The following is a 17,102-nucleotide window of genomic DNA, read 5'->3' as shown; positions in this document are numbered from 1 at the left end:
CGGCATGGGCCGTCTCGAATCGTCACGGAGGCCGGCCGCCGGCCCTCGCATTCTAGATAGGTACTGAATTCCAAACAATACCCCTCCTTAATAGGCGAAACCAGCAGATTGCAGGTATGTTTGACAGTTCTATTTCAGAACTATATGCTTGGCCGAACCTCGAGCTGGCGAGCGGATCGCCGGTGACCGCCATTCGCTCCCGGGAGAAGGCCCAGATGACCCTGAAGGTTGAATTCCAGTTCGATTTCGGCAGCCCGAACGCCTATTTGGCGGAAGTTGCCATTCCCGGCATCGAGCAGCGCACCGGCGTGAAGTTCGCGTATGTCCCGGTTCTGCTCGGCGGCATCTACAAGGCGACGGGCAACATGTCGCCGTTCGACTCGCTTCGCGGGATCAAAAACAAGCCGGAATACCAGGCGTTGGAGACCCAGCGGTTCATCCGCCGCCACAACATCACGAAGTTTCGTCAGAATCCATTCTTCCCGGTCAACACGCTGATGCTGATGCGTGGCGCCGTCGCCGCCCAGCTCGAGGGTATGTTCGAGCCCTACTTCCGTGCCGCCTATCGTCATATGTGGGAAGAGCCCAAGAAGATGGATGATCCGGAAATCTTCCGGAGCGCGTTCGTGTCCTCGGGGATCGACATCGACCGGCTGATTGCGCGCGCGCAGCAGGATGACGTCAAGAAGAGGCTGATCGATCTGACCAATGACGCCGTCAGCCGCGGTGCATTTGGTTCACCGACATTCTTCGTTGGCAAGGAGATGTTCTTCGGCAAGGACCAGATCCGCGATGTCGAGGAGTCGATCCTTGAGCAGACCAGACAACCTGTTTCCAAGACGGCCTGACGGGCCGACTGTCCAGGTTGAGTGGCGAAAGCCACTCGGACCCAAAGCAAACGCAAATTCAGGGAGAATGCCCATGCCCGGCCCACTTCACGGCGTTCGAGTGCTCGATTTGACCGGCGTGGTGTCGGGTCCGTTCGCGACCATGTTTCTGGCGGACCAGGGCGCCGACGTGCTGAAGATCGAGCCAATCGGCGGCGACATCACCCGCCGCAGCCGTGCCACCATCGACAAGGAGGGCGAGTTCTCCGCACTGTTCATCTCGTCAAACCGCGGCAAGCGTTCGCTGTCGATCGACGTCAAGAGCGCGTCCGGGCGCGAGGTGCTCGCCAAGCTGATCGCGCAGTCCGATATCCTGGTGCAGAATTTCCGACCAGGTACCATGGAACGCCTTGGTCTGGGGGTCGAGGAATTGCGCCAGCGCCATCCGCGCCTGATCTACGTGTCGATCAGCGGCGTCGGTGATAGCGGCCCCTACGTGAAGAAACGGGTCTATGATCCCATCATTCAGGGCTTGTCCGGCTTCGCCGACATCCAGTCGCAGCCCGTCACGAACCGCCCGCAGATGATCCGCACCATCGTCTGCGACAAGACCACCGCGGTGTTCACCGCGCAAGCCGTGGCGGCTGCGCTCTATGCCCGTGAGAAGACGGGGCAGGGCGACCACATCCAAGTGGCGATGCTTGATGCGATGATCTCCTATCTCTGGCCGGAAGGCATGATGCAGTACACCGTGCTCGGCGCCGAGGCAATCGCCGCCGATCCGAATGATCGGCCGGACCTGGTGTTCAAGACCAGCGACGGCTACATCACCGCCGGCACCATCTCCGATTCCGAATGGCAGGGCTTTTGCCGTGCCTCCGGCGACCCCGAGCTCGCCACGGATCCCCGCTTTGCGACGCCAGCGGCGCGCTCGGTCAATGCCACCGCGCGGATCAACAAGATGGCGGAATACATCAGCCAAAATACGACAGCCGAATGGCTGGAACGCCTCGACGCAGCGGATGTGCCTTGCGCGCCGATCCTGCGTCGGGCCGAGATCATCCACAACGAACAGGTCCTCGCCCGCGGCATCATCGCCGAATTCGATCAGCCGAAGGTCGGCCGGGTGCGCCAGCCGAGGCCGGCAGCCCGCTTCGAGGTCAACCAGGCCGCGATCGGCGGGCCGGCCCCCCGGGTCGGCGAGCATTCGCGCGAGGTACTGCGCGATCTGGGCTACGACGACCGTGCCATCGACAAGATGATCGCCGAGCGCAGCGTGCGCGCGGCCGTATAGACGGAAGCGCGCACCGGGGATTGCTCTCAAACGGTTGCCGATACCGGCGTAATTGGCGCCACGGGAACATTCGCCGCCTGGGCTCTGCAATACGCGTCCCGCCCGTGAATGCGCTCAAGGTATGGGTGCGCATTGTCGCAAATGTCGACCCCATAAGCGATGGCCCAATCGAGGCACGTCGCGAGCAGGAGGTCGGCGCTGGTGAACTGGTCCCCCATCAGGAACTGGCGCCCGTCCATCAGCGCGACCTCCACATGCCGCAATTGTTGTCGGAAATATTGGCCGGCTTGGGCGACGACCTCGGGGGCGACGCCATAGATGTGTCCGAGCGCATCCGCCCGGTGGCGGCGCATGACATAGAGGCTCGTCGAATCGAGCTCGGCCACGACAAAGAAGCACCATTCGAGCCACGCGGCATAGTCGCGGGTGGCTTCCGGAATCAGCGAGCCCTCCGGCGTGGAATACATGCGCGACAGGTACGCGACGATCGCGGCGCTTTCACCGATGCAGAAGTCACCATCCTGCAACAGCGGAATCTTCTGGCGGGGATTGAGCCGGGTGTATTCAGCGGTCTTGGTTTCGCCTGTCCGTGGTCCGATCGGCTTGACCTTGTAGGACAAGCCAAGTTCGTGCATTGCCCAATGTGCACGAATGGTGCGGCTTGTTCCGGCACCCCACAGGGTGAGGTCGGGTATCGTACTCATCACCACTTCTCCACCGACGGGCGAAGATCGAGTTCATGGGTCCAGCCGTCGCGGCTCTGCTGGTGCGTGAACCAATAGGCTTCTGCGATAGAGGAGGTCTTTGTCAGGCTGTCCGGCGGGATCTCGCTCGCCTCGATCCCCTTCGCCGCTTTCATGCGCTGGTGGATGGCTTCGCTGTCGACGCCGGCGTCGATGATGAGATGGACGACGTGGATGTTCTTCGGCCCAAGCTCGCGCGCCATGGCCTGGGCCACCGCGCGAAGTCCGAACTTCGCGGACGAAAACGCGGCAAACCCCTGGCCGCCGCGAATGCTGGCCGTCGCACCGGTAAAGAAAATGGTGCCGCGCCCGCGCGGCAGCATGACGCGCGCGGCCTCGCGCCCGACGAGAAATCCGGCGTAGCAGGCCAGCTCCCAGGCCTTGAAAAACAGCTTTTCGGAGGTCTCCACGAGAGGCTTGTTGACGTTCGATCCGGCATTGAAAAGGCAGACCTCGATGGCTCCGATCTTCTCTTCGATGTCGGAAAAGAGCTTCTGGACCTCGGTTTCCTGCCGCGCATCGACGCTGAAGGCATGGATGCGATGGCCGTCAGCCGTCAGTTCGTCCACGAGCCCTTGGGATTTGGTTGCGTCACGCCGACAGATGCAGACTGTGTAGCCGCCTTTGGCAAAGCGCCGGGCGACGGCGGCACCGATCGCATCGCCCGCGCCCACCAGGATCGCCACGCCGGGACCCTCAATCATGATCGCTTCTCCCTATAAGTTCTTATTTGATACTTACAAGTAGCCGTTCGCAGTAACGTTGTAAACGACGTTCTGTCAGTCCAACGCAAAGCGACAGCTACTCTGCCGTTCCGGCGCGAAATCGCCAGACGGCAATTTAGCAATTGACGAGTTCTAAAAAAGAACGTTAACTCCAATTCGAATAGGTCTCGAAAAGAACCGGGCCCATGGTTCGGGAGGTTGGCAGTGGCGCGGTTTTTTAGGCGCGGTCGATATCGCCGGCGACCGGGTGATCACGGTGCGCGGACAGCGCATCATGCTGGATGCTCCGGCACCGGCAGAGCAGCTTCAACAGATCTAACCTAATCCGGGAGACGACCCTTGCAGAAGAGAAACGCAACCGTGGCCGTGATTGGTGCCGGCGACTATATCGGCAGCGAGATCGCAAAGAAGTTTGCCTCGGAGGGCTTCACAGTGTTTGCCGGGCGCCGCAACGGCGCCAAGCTTGATCCGCTCGTCAAGGAGATAGAGGCGGCGGGCGGCGAAATCCACGCGCGTTCGCTCGACGCGCGCAAGGAGGAGGAGATCATTTCCTTCCTGGGAGACGCCGACAAGCATGCGCCGCTCGAGGTCTGCATTTTCAACATCGGGGCCAACGTCAAGTTCCCCATCCTGGAAACGACCGAGCGCGTCTTCCGCAAGGTCTGGGAGATGGCCTGCTATTCCGGCTTTCTCGCCGGCCGCGAAGCCGCGCGGCTGATGCTGCCTCGCGGCAAGGGCAACATCTTCTTTACCGGTGCCACGGCGAGCCTGCGCGGCGGCATCGGCTATGCCGCCTTCGCCAGTGCCAAGTTCGGTCTGCGGGCCGTTGCCCAGGCCGCGGCGCGCGAACTGGGGCCGAAGAACATTCACGTTGCGCATCTCATCATCGACTCCGGGGTCGACACCGAATGGGTGCGGCAGCGGCGGGTCGAGGCGCTCGGTCCGGACGCCCTCGACAATCCCGATCTCTTGATGCCGCCGTCGTCGGTCGCGGAATCCTATTGGCTGCTGTATCAGCAGCCGCGCAGCGCCTGGACCTTCGAGCTGGAGATCCGCCCCTTCGGTGAGAAGTGGTAGCGGAGACAGCTGCGATGGAGCTCAACCTTTCCAGCGAGGATGCTGCCTTTCGCGATGAGGTGCGCGCCTTCATCGCAGAGAATTATCCGGCGGAAATGCGCGTTCCGAATCCTGAGACCGATTTGACCAAGGAGCAGTCGCTGCTCTGGCATCGCATTCTCTACAATAAGGGCTGGATCGCGCCGTTATGGCCCAAGGAGTATGGCGGTCCGGGCTGGTCGATCAGGCAACGCTTCATCTTCGAGCAGGAGACCTCCCGGGCCGGAACGCTGCCGCCGCTCGCGTTCAGCGTGACCATGGTCGGGCCGGTGATCTACACGTTCGGCAACGAGGCGCAGAAGAAGCGCTTCCTGCCGCGGATTCTCTCCGGCGACGATTGGTGGTGCCAGGGCTATTCGGAGCCGGGCTCCGGCTCGGACCTTGCAACCGTCAGGACCAAGGCGGTGCGCGACGGCGATCACTACATCGTCAACGGCCACAAGACCTGGACCACGCTGGCGCAGCACGCCGACTGGATTTTCTGCCTGGTGCGGACCGACCCGAACGCGAAGCCGCAATCCGGCATCTCCTTCCTGCTGATCGACATGAAGTCGCCCGGCGTCACCGTGCGGCCGATCATCACGATCGACGGCAGCCACGAGGTCAACGACGTCTTCCTCGAGAACGTCCGCGTGCCGGTGGAGAACCTGGTCGGCGAGGAGAACAAAGGCTGGACTTACGCCAAGTTCCTGCTCGGCAATGAGCGGACCAGCATGGCGGGCATCGGCCGGTCGACCCGCTACATCGGGAAGCTGAAGCAGATCGTGAAGGCCGAGATACCAGCGCACGATCCGGCACATCTCGAGTTTCTGCGGGACATCGCCCGCATCGAGCTCGATGTCCTGGCTCTGGAGGCGACCGAACTGCGCGTCGTCGGCCAGATGGCGCGGGGCATCGACCCGGGGCCGGCGGCGTCGCTGTTCAAGATCCGCGGCACCGAGATATTCCAGAGCATCACCGAACTCACTCATCGCGCGATTGGCAATTACGGCCTTGCGATCCGCGAGCATCCGGTCAGCGCCAACCACTTCATGCCGGGCCCGGAGTACGCTCATACCGCGTCGGAGAAATATCTGAACGCGCGCAAGCTCAGCATCTACGGCGGATCGAACGAGATCCAGCGAAACATCATCGCCAAAGCAGTGCTCGGTCTTTAGACGCGGCGCATCGGGAGGATCGGATGGACATCCAGTTCACGGAAGAGCAGGACATGCTGCGATCCAGCGTCCAGCGTTTGCTGCGCGATCAATACGATTTCGACACGCGCCGCAAGATCGTGGCGAGCGAGCAAGGCTTCAGCCGGAAGCATTGGGAGGCCTTCGCGGAGCTCGGGTTGCTGGCGGCGCCGTTCTCCGAGGAGGTCGGCGGTCTCGGCGGTGGTCCTTTGTCGACCATGATCATCATGCATGAGTTCGGCCGGCACCTCGTCATCGAGCCTTTCGTCGAAACGGTGGTGCTGGCCGGCGGCCTGATCGAGCAGATTGGCACGCCGGAGCAGAAGCAAGCCTTCATCCCCGGCATTATCGACGGCACAAAGGCCTGGGCTCTGGCCTGGACGGAGAAGGAATCGCGCTTCGATCTTGGCAATGTCACGACGAGAGCGCGGCGCGAGGGCAATGACTACATCCTGAGCGGCGCGAAGACCATGGTGATCGCCGCGCCGTGGGCCGACGATCTGATCGTCTCGGCCCGGACCTCCGGCGATGACCGTGACCGTGGCGGCGTCAGCCTGTTGGTGGTCGATCGCCGCGCCGCCGGCGTCGATCTTCAGAGCTTCAAGACCATCGACGGTCGCCGCGCCGCCGAGATCAGCCTGCGCGAGGCTCGTGCGCAATTGCTCGGACCGGAAGGCGAGGGCGTTGCCGCGCTGGAGGCCTGCCGCGATCGCGCGATCGGCGCGCTCTGCGCGGAAGGCGTCGGTGCGATTGGCGAACTGAATTCCGCCACACTGGAATATTCCAAGACCCGCAAGCAGTTCGGCGCCACCATCGGCTCCTTCCAGGTGCTGCAGCATCGCATGGTCGACATGTTCATCGCGCATCAGGAGGCGCTCTCCCTGATGCAACATCTCAACCTCAGCCTCGCCGCGGGCGATGTGGGACTCTCGCGGCTCGCCTCGGGCGCCAAGTCGAAGATCGGCTATGCCGGCAAGTACGTCGCCGAGCAGGCGGTACAGCTTCATGGCGGCATGGGAATGACCGACGAGCTCAACGTCGGACATTATTTCAAGCGAATCTCCTCCATCAACATCCAGTTCGGCGATCCCGCGTTCCACGTGCTGCGCTACGCGCAGCTGGACACAGCCGCGTAAACAGAGAGGCCAGCATGACGACTGAAGCAGTCATCGTTTCCACGGCTCGGACCGCCGTCGGCAAAGCCTATCGCGGCGCGCTCAACAACACGGACGGCCCCACCATGGCCGGGCATGTGATGGCCGAAGCAGTGAAGCGCGCCGGCATTGCGCCCGGCGAAGTCGAGGACGTGGTGATGGGCTGCGCGATGCAGCAAGGCACCATGGTGATGAACGTCGCCCGGAAGGGCGCGATCCGCGCTGGCCTGCCGGTCACCGTCGCCGGCACCACCATCGACCGCCAATGTGCGTCGGGGCTGCAGGCCATCGCAGTTGCAGCGCGGTCGGTCATGCTCGATGGCGTCGAAGTCGCGATCGGCGGCGGCATCGAGTCGATCAGTCTCGTGCAGAACGAGCACATGAACAAGTTCCACGCCGTCGACGATGAGCTGATGGCGATGAAACCCGAAATGTACATGTCGATGCTCGAGACCGCCGAGATCGTCGCCGAGCGCTACAAGATCGGCCGCGACAAGCAGGATGAATACAGTCTCGAATGCCAACGGCGCGTCGGCGCTGCTTTGCAGGCCGGCCGCTTCAACGACGAGATCGTGCCATTCACGACCAGGATGGCGCTTGTCGACAAGGACACCAAGGAGGTCACCTACGAGGAGGTGACGCTGACAAAGGACGAAGGCCCACGCCCCGAGACCACGGCCGAGGGCCTGTCCAGGATCAAGCCGGTGTTCGAAGGCAAGACGATCAGCGCGGGCAACGCCAGCCAGCTTTCGGACGGTGCTTCGGCCTGCGTTATCATGAGCGACAGGATCGCGGCCAGGAAGGGCCTCAAGCCGCTCGGCATCTTCCGCGGCTTCGTCGCCGCTGGCGTCGAACCCGACGAGATGGGCGTCGGCCCTGTCGTCGCGATCCCGCGCTTGCTCAAGCGGCATGACCTCAAGATCGACGACATCGATCTTTGGGAGCTGAACGAGGCCTACGCGGTGCAGGTGATTTATTGCCGCGACAAGCTCGGCATCGACCCGGACAAGCTCAACGTCAACGGCGGATCGATCGCGATCGGTCATCCCTACGGCATGACCGGAGCGCGGCTTACCGGCCACCTCCTTCTCGAGGGCCGGCGGCGCAAGGCGAAGTACGGCGTGGTGACCATGTGCATCGGCGGCGGCATGGGCGCGGCGGGACTGTTCGAAATCATTCACTGAGCGGAAACGCGGGGAGGTCATTCGTGAAGACAGCGATCACTGAACTGTTCGGCATCGAACATCCGATCATCCAGGGTGGGATGCACTATGTCGGCTTCGCCGAGCTCGCCGCTGCGGTGTCGAATGCCGGCGGGCTCGGAATCATCACCGGTCTGACGCAGCGAACGCCGGAACTGCTGGCCAAGGAGATCGCGCGCTGCCGCGACATGACGGATAAGCCATTCGGGGTGAACCTGACTTTCCTGCCCACCTTCAGCGCGCCGCCCTATCCGGAATACATCGCTGCGATCAGGGAAGGCGGCGTCAAGATCGTCGAAACCGCCGGACGCAGCCCCGAACAGTACATGCCGGCCTTGAACGCGGGCGACATCAAGGTGATCCATAAATGCACCTCGGTCCGGCATTCGTTGAAGGCCGAGCAGATCGGCTGCGACGCCGTCAGCGTCGATGGCTTCGAATGCGGCGGCCATCCGGGCGAAGACGACATGCCCAACATGATCCTGTTGCCGCGTGCGGCCGAGGAACTGAACATCCCGTTTGTTGCCTCCGGCGGTATGGCGGACGCGCGCAGCCTGGTTGCGGCGCTGGCAATGGGCGCCGCCGGCATGAACATGGGCACGCGCTTCATCGCCACCAAGGAGGCGCCGGTGCACGAGAACGTCAAGAATGCCTTGGTCCGGGCGTCGGAGCTCGATACAAGGCTGGTCATGCGGGCGCTCCGCAACACCGAGCGGGTCCTGAACAACAAGGGCGTCGAGCAGCTGCTCGGGGTCGAGCGGGAGAAAGGCAAGAGCCTCAAGATCGACGACATCCATGATCAGGTGGCGGGCGTCTATCCCAAGGTGATGATCGAGGGCGATATGGACGCGGGCGCCTGGAGCTGCGGCATGGTCGTGGGGCTCATCCGCGACATTCCAACCGTGAAGGAGCTGGTCGACCGCATCATGGCGGATGCCGAGCGACTGATCAGGGGCAGGCTTACGGGATTTCTCGACGCTGACAGCGGGGCCGCGCTGAAGGTGGCGTGAAGCCGGGGCGAGCGACTCGGCTTTTTCTGGATCGAGCAGCGCACTCCCACGAGTGCGTCTGATGAGTCTTGAAGACGGTCTTGCCGCAAAGAGACTTCCTGGCCTGCCGCATCGATGCGAGCCAAGCTTGCTCGCGCTCAATTGACGTTGTCGCCGAACATGTTGCGAAAGGCCGTCGCCACCGCGGCGACGCCGCTCACGCCTTGCATCAGCGCGATCTCACCTTGCTGCTCATGGCGGAGGGCATGAGCCATGATGCGCAGGCGCGGATCGCCACGGCTGTGCCACATCTGGTCCGCCATCTTCACCGCACCCCGATGATGCAACGTCATCATCTCGACAAACAGGCGGGCGAACGCCTCCGGCGCGGCGATCCTGACCTGACGCATCTCGGCCGGCGTCAGAAAGCCCGGCATGGCGGAGCGCTCCTGCGCGGTGCAGTCCGGCATCTCCGTGTCGAACCAGCTCAGCCACCAGTTCTCGAAGATTGTTTTCTCGCCGGCCTGGCTTGCGATCATCAGCATGGCGAGCTTCTGCAAATGCGGGTCTTGCGCGCGCTCGGCTGCGATCCGCGCAAGCTCGATGCCTTGCGCGTGGTGTGTGGTCATGTGCCGGATATAGGCCTGGTCGACATCCCTGTCGCGTCCCATCCACGGCAGCTCGTAGCCATGGCGGCCGAAAAAAGCGATCGTCCCGAGCAGGGCGATCACGATCAGGGCGCCGGTGATCCAGGCATTGGTGAAGCGCAGATCGCGGGCGGGCGTATTGCCGTGGGTCCAGCGCAGCCGCGCGAACAGGGGATACATCACGGCCGACGAGCCGTGCACGAGAAGCCCGATCCAGTAGGGCTGCTGCAGTGTGAACAGGGGTTGCCAGAACGGAAAAAGCGGTACCAGCACGAACCATTCCATGCCCGAGGAAAACACCGCCCAGGGCAGCGCGAGCAGCAGGATCGTCAGCGGCCGCAAGTCCGCCGTCCAGCGTCCCAGCACGCCGAAGAAGACGACCGCCCAGGAAAAGTCCGCCCATTGATGGAACGCGATGCCGGTGGCGACCGCACTCCATGAGGGATCGGCGCTGATCGCCCAGTCGCGCGCCGGAATGGTGGCGACAATCATCCAGTCGACCGCTGCATCGCGGCCGATCCGCGCGGCGAAGAGCTGGCTGACGATGGTCGAGAAGGTGCTGCTGATGAGGCCGAGCGCGATGGCCGCGGTCCAGCGCGAGCGACGTCGCCTCCTGCTGACGGAAAGCGCCGGCTCAGATGGCGCGTTCACGTCAGCTGATGGAGCTTCTTCAGCGGATTGAGCTCGCTCGGTTTGTCCTGTTCGTCGCGGCCGCGCTCCGCCTCGGCCTTGCCGTCCTCATGGAGCTCCTGATCCCCGACGATCTCGCCGACAGCCTGTTTCGCCTTGCCGGCGATCCGCTGCTTAAGACCCTCCACCTTGCCCATTGCAGCCTCCAAGCTCACGCCGCCGCCCCGGCCCCCAAAGGGGGGAATGAGCGCCGGGGCTAGCGGTTTCGTCCAAAATGCGTCCGGCAGCATGGGGGAAGATGCCGGAGGCGTTGATCAGACTCCTCGGCGCGCCGATGGTTCCTCCGATCATCGCCGCGCGAGTTCGATGATCACGCCTTCATTGCCCCGAAGCAGGATCGATGCATCCGGCAATGGTTCGCGCGGCCGGTCCAGGTCGGTCGACATCAGCAGGCGCCCGCGGCCCTGCCAGTGCCATCTTCGCGGCTCGGCGGCCATGTTGAGCGCGACCAGCACTTCGCTTGGGCCCGCCAGGCGTTTGAAGGCGAGCACGTCGTTTTGCGAGCGCAGCGGCGCCTGGCTGCCTTCGCGCAGACAGGCATGCTCGCGCCGTAGCGCGATCAGCGCGCGAAACAGCGCCAGGATGGAGCGCTCGTCCCGTCTCTGTTGCGCCACGTTTGGCGCATCGCCAGGCCCCAGCGGCAGCCACGGGCTGCCGGTGGTGAATCCGCCGCTCTCGCCGTCATCCCAGCGCATCGGCGCGCGCTCGGGGTCGCGGCAAAGTCCATAGCCCGGCACGAGCTTCTCAAAGGGATCGTGAACGCAATCGGCCGGAATGGGAACGCGCTTGCGGCCGATCTCGTCGCCCATGAAGAAGAATGGCGTTCCACGCAGGGTCATCAAGAGCATCGCGAGCACGCGCATCTGCGCCGCACCGATCTTGCTGGCGATCCGCTGCTTGTCATGCCCGCCGATCACCCACACCGGCCAAGCGCCCTTGGGGATGGCGTTGAGATAGGCGTCGATGGTCGCCTGGAGCGACAGCGCGTCCCATTGCGAGTCCAGCAGCGCAAAATTCAGCGGCAGGTGCAGGCGAGGTCGATCGTTGCCGTAGAAGTGCCCGATCCGGTCGGTCTTGCCCTGAACTTCGCCGCACAACACCCGGTCCGGATAGGCATCGATCACCTCCCGGATGAATTCGATGCACGACATCGTCTCCGGCCGGTCGTCGGTAAATACGGGCGTATGGCGTTGCGGCGGCGGCTTGTCCTTGGCTTTCGGGTTCGGTGGATTGTCGCGCAAGAGATCGTCCTTGATCAGCACGGCGCTGGCATCGACGCGAAAGCCGTCGACGCCGCGGTCGAGCCAGAAGCGCATGACGTCGGCAATCGCTGCTCTCACGTCCGGATTGCGCCAGTTCAGGTCGGGCTGCTCGACCAGGAAGGAATGGTAATAATACTGCCGCCGCGCCTCACACCATTCCCAGGCGCTGCCGCCGAAACGACTGAGCCAATTGTTCGGCGGCCCGCCATTCTCGGCCGGATCGGCCCAGATGTACCAATCGGATTTCGCGCTGTGGCGCGAACTGCTGCTCTCGACGAACCAGGCGTGGTCGTCGGCGGTGTGATTGGGGACGAGGTCGAGAATGATCCGGATGCCTTCCGCGTGCAGGGCACTGAGGAGGCGATCGAACGCGTCGAGCGTGCCGAAACTCGGGTCGATTGAACAATAATCGGAGATATCATAGCCGAGGTCGCGAAAAGGACTGCGGTAGATCGGCGTGAGCCACACCGCATCGACGCCGAGCCATTTCAGGTAGTCGAGCCGCGACATCAAGCCGGCGAGGTCGCCTTTGCCGTCGCCATTGGAATCCTGGAACGAGATCGGCGCGATTTCATAGACGACTGCGGATTGCCACCACGCGCGTTCGTCACGGGATTCGGTCATTGCCTCGATTCACCTCGTGACAGTTTGACAGTGTGTCTCTCGCGCGAGCTCAGGATCGCTCGGGCATGGGGGGCGCAGCGATCTGCTTCGCGCCGCTTCTGGCGTTTTCCAGCCCCTTGGGGAAGCCGCTGCGGTTCGGATAGAGCTTGCGCCTCGCTTCGCGCGGCGGCCGCCGCGGCCTGGTGTCCTGCGCGGCGCGATAGTCGAGCATGGCGATGCCCCCGACCATCAGGAGCGCCAGCGCGATATTGCCTTTTTTGGGATTGTCGGATGTCAGTCCGGAGAGCAGCGCGGCGGCATCGAGGCCGTCGCCGCCGACGCGGGCCCAGAGGCCGGCGTTCTTGTCCACGGACAGTGACATGATCCCGGCAAGGATCTCCCGCACGCCGAAAGCGCGGACCAGCGTCTCATGGCCTTCCATGCCCAGCGTCGCGGTGATGCGCCTTGGCGCAAGGAATTCCACGGCGCCGAGACCGATACTGAACCAGCCGAGCGCGCGGGCGAGCTGGTCTTCGGGTCGCTTCAGGCTCGGCCCGCCCTCGAGGATTTTCGGATCACCCTTGGTGCGGACGATGTTGGAGAAGTGAAACATGGCGGACTTCCTCAGGGCTTCAGCACGACCTTGACGCAGGAGTCCCGCTTGTCGCGAAACACCTGGTACATCTCGGGCCCTTGGCTGAGCGGCACGGTATGGGTGATGACGAAGGACGGATCGATCTCGCCTTCCTCGATGCGGCGGAGCAGGTCGTCGGTCCAGCGGTTGACGTGGGTCTGGCCGGTCCGCATCGTCAGCCCCTTGTTCATGAATGCGCCCATCGGCATCTTGTCAGAGAAGCCGCTATAGACGCCCGCGACCGAGATGATGCCGCCGGGACGGCAGACATAGATCATCTCGCGCAACACGTGGGGCCGGTCGCTCTCCAGCATCACCATCTGCTTGGCGCGGTCGAGCAGCGTGTCCGGTTGCGAGGCCATCACATGCGCCTCCATGCCGGCGCAATCGATGCACTTCTCCGGTCCCTTGCCGTCGGTGAGTTCGTTCAGCCGTTCAACCACGCTCTCGGTCTCGAAATTGATCGTGGTGGCGCCGCCGGCTTCCGCCATGCTGAGCCGCTCGGGCAGGCAATCGATCGCAATCACCTGGTTGGCGCCGAGCAGGATGGCGCTGCGGATCGCCATCTGCCCGACCGGGCCGCAGCCCCAGATCGCGACAGTGTCGGTCGGCTCGATGTCGCACTGCACCGCGGCCTGCCAGCCGGTCGGGAAGATGTCGCTGAGGAACAACAGCTGCTCGTCGGGGATGCCGGCGGGAACTTTGATGTGCGTGGCATCGGCATAGGGCACACGCAGATACTCCGCCTGCCCGCCGGGATAGCCGCCGGTCAGATGCGTGTAGCCGAACAGGCCGGCGCAGGAATGACCGAACACCTTCTCGGCCAGATGACGCTTGCGGTTGGTGGTCTCGCAGACGGAGAAATTGCCGCGCTTGCACTGGTCGCATTCGCCGCAAATGATGGTGAACGGCACGACGATGCGGTCGCCTTTCTTCAGCTTGCCGTCGACGCCGGAGCCGACCTCGACCACTTCACCCATGGTCTCATGGCCCATGATGTCACCGGGCAGCATGCCTGGGATGAAATTGTGGAAGAGGTGCAGGTCCGAACCACAGATGGCGCAACTCGTGACCTTGATGATGGCGTCCCGCGGGTCCTGGATCTCCGGGTCGGTGACGCTGTCGCACCGGATGTCCTCCTTGCCATGCCATACCAGCGCCTTCATCTCCGTCCTCCGCCATCAATCACGTGGCATCTAAGTCCAGGAATGAACGATGGTTGCTATGCGACGCGCAAATTCCTCGCACTGCACGAGCCGGGGGCGGAAATTGGAACAGGGTGGCCGGTCGGGCGATTGGGCGTCATCATCCCAATCCGCAAGGATATGCCCTATGCCCGCCAATCAACTCGCCGTCGTCACCGGCGCCTCAACCGGTATTGGCCTGGAACTCGCCAGGTGCTGCGCCCAGGCAGGTTTCAATCTCGTCATCGCCGCGGACGAGCCCGCGATCGAGCGGGTGGCCGTCGACCTGCGTAGGCTCGGCGGTAGCGTGGAGCCGGTCGAGACCGATCTCGCCACCACTGAAGGTATCGATAAGCTCTGCGCCGCGATTGCCGACCGGCCGGTCGACGCGCTGCTGGCGAATGCCGGCATCGGCCTCGGCCGGGCCTTCCTCGATCAGGATTTCCAGCGCATCAGGCGCGTCGTCGACACCAACATCACCGGCACGCTTGACCTGATCCACCGGGTCGGCAATGCGATGCTGCGCCGCAACTCCGGGCGCATTCTCATCACGGGCTCGGTCGCCGGCTTCACGCCCGGCAGCTTCCAGGCGGTGTACAACGCCTCCAAGGCTTTTCTCGACTCGTTCTCCTTCGCTCTGCGCGAAGAGCTGCGCGATAGCGGCGTCACCGTCACTTGCCTGATGCCTGGCGCCACCGACACCGAATTCTTCCGCCGGGCCGAAATGATGGACACCAAGGTCGGCACCGAGCAGAAGGATGGCGCCTACGACGTAGCCAAGGCCGGCTTCGATGCAATGCTGCGGGGTGAGGCCGATATCGTCACCGGGTTGAAGAACAAGATCCAGACGACGGTCGCCAACATCACGCCGAACGAGATGCTGGCCAAGCAGCATCGGAAGATGGCCGAGCCGGGCACGGCAAAATCGTAGCGCGTGAGTGCACCAACTCTCGCGGCTCGCCGTAAACGGCGTCTGGTTCCCTCCGCTGTGCCGGCGAAAGCGCTGACCTTTGCGTAACCGGCGGGGCCGACGACTGCAGAGGAGGACTGGCGTTGGTGAACATGGCCGCTGCATCATCATCGAAGACCGCCGTCTATGCCGCGCTTGCCGGCAATTTGCTCGTCGCGGTCACCAAGATCGGCGCCGCCATATGGACGGGAAGCTCGGCGATGACCAGCGAGGCCGTGCACTCCGTGGTCGATACCTCCAATGAGGTCCTGCTGCTCTACGGCTATCGTCGCGCCAGCCGTCCAGCGGACGAATCCCATCCGCTCGGCTATGGGCGCGAATTGTATTTCTGGAGCTTCATCGTCGCCCTGCTGATCTTTGCGCTCGGTTCGGGCGTCTCGCTCTATCAGGGCGTCGTGCATGTCGTCGCGCCTGATCCGATCGAGGATCCCATCGTCAGTTTCATCGTGCTCGGGCTGTCGTTCCTGTTCGAGGGCGCCTCGTGGCTGGTCGCACTGCGCCGTTTCCGCTCGGACGCGGCGCGGTTTGGCTACTATCAGGCCTTTGTCCGCAGCAAGGACCCGCCCGCCTTCATGGTGCTGCTCGAGGACAGTGCGGCGCTGGTCGGCATCGTCATTGCGGCCGCGGCAACGGCGGCGGCGGTATGGCTGGCGCAGCCGGTGTGGGACGGCGTCGGCTCGATCCTGATCGGGATTCTCCTGGGGATCACGTCCGTCGGGCTCGCCCGCGAGAGCAAGAGTCTATTGATCGGCGAGCCGGCGCACCCTGAGCTTGCGCGATCGATCCTCGAGATCGCGCGGCGCTCGCCGGGTGTGCTACAAGCCAACGGGCTCCTGACAGTACAACTATCCCCCGACGAGATCGTCGCCGCCCTCAGCGTCGAGTTCGCCGACGAGAAGCGCGCCGACGATATCGAGCAATGCGTGATCTCGCTCGAGAGTGAAATCCGCAAGCATCATCCGAGCGTCGCGGCCCTGTTCATCAAGCCGCAGACGAACGCGCGCTTTCACGCCGTTCGGGCGAAACGCTGGAGCCGGAGGTCCTAGCCACGGCGGCGTTAGCGGCCCGCCGGCGCCATGAAGCCAAAGAACGCTCCGAGCCTTGGGAGATGTGATGCAGGGAGCGTATTGCAGCCGTTATGAAATTCTGCGGGCGCGAGCGTGCTGGCCGCGACAGGCCATCGCCGTCAGGTACTTGAGATCATCCCAGTCAAACAACACAGGTCCCAACGCCCGCAGCCATTCTAATGCAAGAGATCTACATCAGTATCCTTCGAGCGCAGAATCCCCTGAGGGAAGCGGCGCTTTGCGACCGCCACGCAGGCCGCGACGCGAATCCGCACAGCGGATCGGCCTGCACCACTATTGCCGCGCAGCGATGGCGGTCATCTCGAGCTTGACGCCCGGGCCGAGATCGGCGACGCCAATTGCGGCGCGCGCCGGCAGATGAGCTTCTGCAAAGTGCGCCTTCCAGGCCGCATTGAACTCGGCCTTCTCCTTCAGGTCGGTCATGTAAATGGTCACCTGCAAGATGTTGGCCAGATCGGATCCGAGGGTCTTCAGCAGCTGCGCCAGTTGCCGGAGGACGTCGTTTGCCTGGCCCGACATATCGAGGCTCGTGTCCTCGGGAACGATTCCATCGATGTAAAGCACGCCATTGTGCTCGACCACTTCGTGCAGCAGACCTTCGTAAGGCGAGACGCGCTTGATCATGATGAGACCGTTGTGGCTTGAGGGGAGGGACGCATATCGCACATGTCCACGACCAACACGAGCCCCGTACCGCGCTCGTGCTCCGCTCGACGCCTTGCTTTTCACACACGGGAGCCCGGCGTTTGCATCAGCCCGGATCTCGATGACATCGGGATGCGGATCGCTATACTGCCAC

Annotated in this window: 17 protein-coding genes; 9 read left to right on the top strand and 8 right to left on the bottom strand. The window is 63.4% G+C overall.

Annotated elements, in window-relative coordinates:
• Positions 1-215: 215 nt before the first annotated feature.
• Entirely contained in the window at positions 216-848 is a 633-nt protein-coding gene (locus IVA87_RS33100) for a 2-hydroxychromene-2-carboxylate isomerase (RefSeq protein ID WP_247302227.1), read from the top strand.
• Positions 849-921: 73 nt separating this feature from the next.
• Positions 922-2,121, top strand: coding sequence for a CoA transferase (locus IVA87_RS33095; RefSeq protein WP_247302226.1), 1,200 nt, complete (start codon positions 922-924; stop codon positions 2,119-2,121).
• Positions 2,122-2,147: 26 nt separating this feature from the next.
• Here IVA87_RS33095 and IVA87_RS33090 read toward each other — a convergent pair whose 3' ends face one another.
• Entirely contained in the window at positions 2,148-2,825 is a 678-nt protein-coding gene (locus tag IVA87_RS33090) for a glutathione S-transferase family protein (protein WP_247337288.1), read from the bottom strand.
• Positions 2,825-3,568 (bottom strand): SDR family NAD(P)-dependent oxidoreductase, encoded by a 744-nt coding sequence (locus IVA87_RS33085; protein ID WP_247302224.1) that lies wholly within the window; start codon positions 3,566-3,568, stop codon positions 2,825-2,827. Before IVA87_RS33085 ends, IVA87_RS33090 begins: the two co-directional genes overlap by 1 nt.
• Before the next feature lie 360 nt (positions 3,569-3,928).
• Here IVA87_RS33085 and IVA87_RS33080 point away from each other — a divergent pair, with 360 nt between their 5' ends.
• The 5 genes from IVA87_RS33080 to IVA87_RS33060 are packed head-to-tail and all read left to right on the top strand — an operon-like array spanning position 3,929 to position 9,246.
• On the top strand, positions 3,929-4,666 hold the full coding sequence (locus IVA87_RS33080) for an SDR family oxidoreductase (protein WP_247302222.1): 738 nt from the start codon (positions 3,929-3,931) through the stop codon (positions 4,664-4,666).
• A gap of 14 nt (positions 4,667-4,680) precedes the next feature.
• A complete protein-coding gene (locus IVA87_RS33075; RefSeq protein WP_247302219.1) occupies positions 4,681-5,862 on the top strand; it encodes an acyl-CoA dehydrogenase family protein in 1,182 nt (393 codons plus the stop codon).
• A gap of 23 nt (positions 5,863-5,885) precedes the next feature.
• Positions 5,886-7,016 carry an acyl-CoA dehydrogenase family protein gene (locus IVA87_RS33070; RefSeq protein WP_247302218.1) on the top strand — a complete coding sequence of 377 codons (1,131 nt, stop codon included), beginning with the start codon at positions 5,886-5,888 and terminating at the stop codon, positions 7,014-7,016.
• Positions 7,017-7,030: 14 nt separating this feature from the next.
• The gene (locus IVA87_RS33065; protein ID WP_247302216.1) at positions 7,031-8,218 is read left to right on the top strand and encodes an acetyl-CoA C-acyltransferase; all 1,188 of its coding nucleotides are present in this window, start codon (positions 7,031-7,033) and stop codon (positions 8,216-8,218) included.
• A gap of 23 nt (positions 8,219-8,241) precedes the next feature.
• Complete coding sequence (locus IVA87_RS33060) at positions 8,242-9,246, top strand: nitronate monooxygenase family protein (protein ID WP_247302214.1); 1,005 nt, start codon at positions 8,242-8,244, stop codon at positions 9,244-9,246.
• 137 nt (positions 9,247-9,383) lie between these two features.
• Here IVA87_RS33060 and IVA87_RS35455 read toward each other — a convergent pair whose 3' ends face one another.
• The 5 genes from IVA87_RS35455 to IVA87_RS33035 all read right to left on the bottom strand — a co-directional run bounded on the left by IVA87_RS35455 (position 9,384) and on the right by IVA87_RS33035 (position 14,227).
• Positions 9,384-10,523 carry a DUF305 domain-containing protein gene (locus IVA87_RS35455; protein ID WP_247337286.1) on the bottom strand — a complete coding sequence of 380 codons (1,140 nt, stop codon included), beginning with the start codon at positions 10,521-10,523 and terminating at the stop codon, positions 9,384-9,386.
• Positions 10,520-10,699: a CsbD family protein gene (locus IVA87_RS33050; protein WP_247337284.1), complete on the bottom strand. Its 180-nt coding sequence runs from the start codon at positions 10,697-10,699 to the stop codon at positions 10,520-10,522. Before IVA87_RS33050 ends, IVA87_RS35455 begins: the two co-directional genes overlap by 4 nt.
• 150 nt (positions 10,700-10,849) lie before the next feature.
• Positions 10,850-12,448: an alpha-amylase family glycosyl hydrolase gene (locus IVA87_RS33045; RefSeq protein WP_247302207.1), complete on the bottom strand. Its 1,599-nt coding sequence runs from the start codon at positions 12,446-12,448 to the stop codon at positions 10,850-10,852.
• Positions 12,449-12,497: 49 nt separating this feature from the next.
• Positions 12,498-13,040, bottom strand: a complete 543-nt coding sequence (locus IVA87_RS33040) for a hypothetical protein (RefSeq protein ID WP_247302204.1) — start codon at positions 13,038-13,040, stop codon at positions 12,498-12,500.
• Between the two features lie 11 nt (positions 13,041-13,051).
• Positions 13,052-14,227, bottom strand: coding sequence for a zinc-dependent alcohol dehydrogenase (locus tag IVA87_RS33035; protein WP_247302202.1), 1,176 nt, complete (start codon positions 14,225-14,227; stop codon positions 13,052-13,054).
• Positions 14,228-14,393: 166 nt separating this feature from the next.
• Between IVA87_RS33035 and IVA87_RS33030 the strand changes: the two genes are divergently transcribed.
• Together IVA87_RS33030 and IVA87_RS33025 are read left to right on the top strand one after the other, a co-directional pair.
• The gene (locus IVA87_RS33030) at positions 14,394-15,176 is read left to right on the top strand and encodes an SDR family NAD(P)-dependent oxidoreductase (RefSeq protein WP_247302199.1); all 783 of its coding nucleotides are present in this window, start codon (positions 14,394-14,396) and stop codon (positions 15,174-15,176) included.
• 131 nt (positions 15,177-15,307) lie between these two features.
• Positions 15,308-16,261 (top strand): cation diffusion facilitator family transporter, encoded by a 954-nt coding sequence (locus tag IVA87_RS33025; RefSeq protein ID WP_247280456.1) that lies wholly within the window; start codon positions 15,308-15,310, stop codon positions 16,259-16,261.
• 315 nt (positions 16,262-16,576) lie between these two features.
• On the opposite strand, the gene IVA87_RS33020 is transcribed toward IVA87_RS33025, so the two are convergent.
• Positions 16,577-16,927, bottom strand: a complete 351-nt coding sequence (locus IVA87_RS33020) for a RidA family protein (protein WP_247302196.1) — start codon at positions 16,925-16,927, stop codon at positions 16,577-16,579.
• Positions 16,928-17,102 lie beyond the last annotated feature (175 nt).

The sequence above is a fragment of the Bradyrhizobium sp. 147 genome, assembly GCF_023073935.1.
In the GTDB taxonomy this organism is placed as follows: Bacteria; Pseudomonadota; Alphaproteobacteria; order Rhizobiales; family Xanthobacteraceae; genus Bradyrhizobium.
This window is presented reverse-complemented; position numbering and strand designations above follow the sequence as displayed.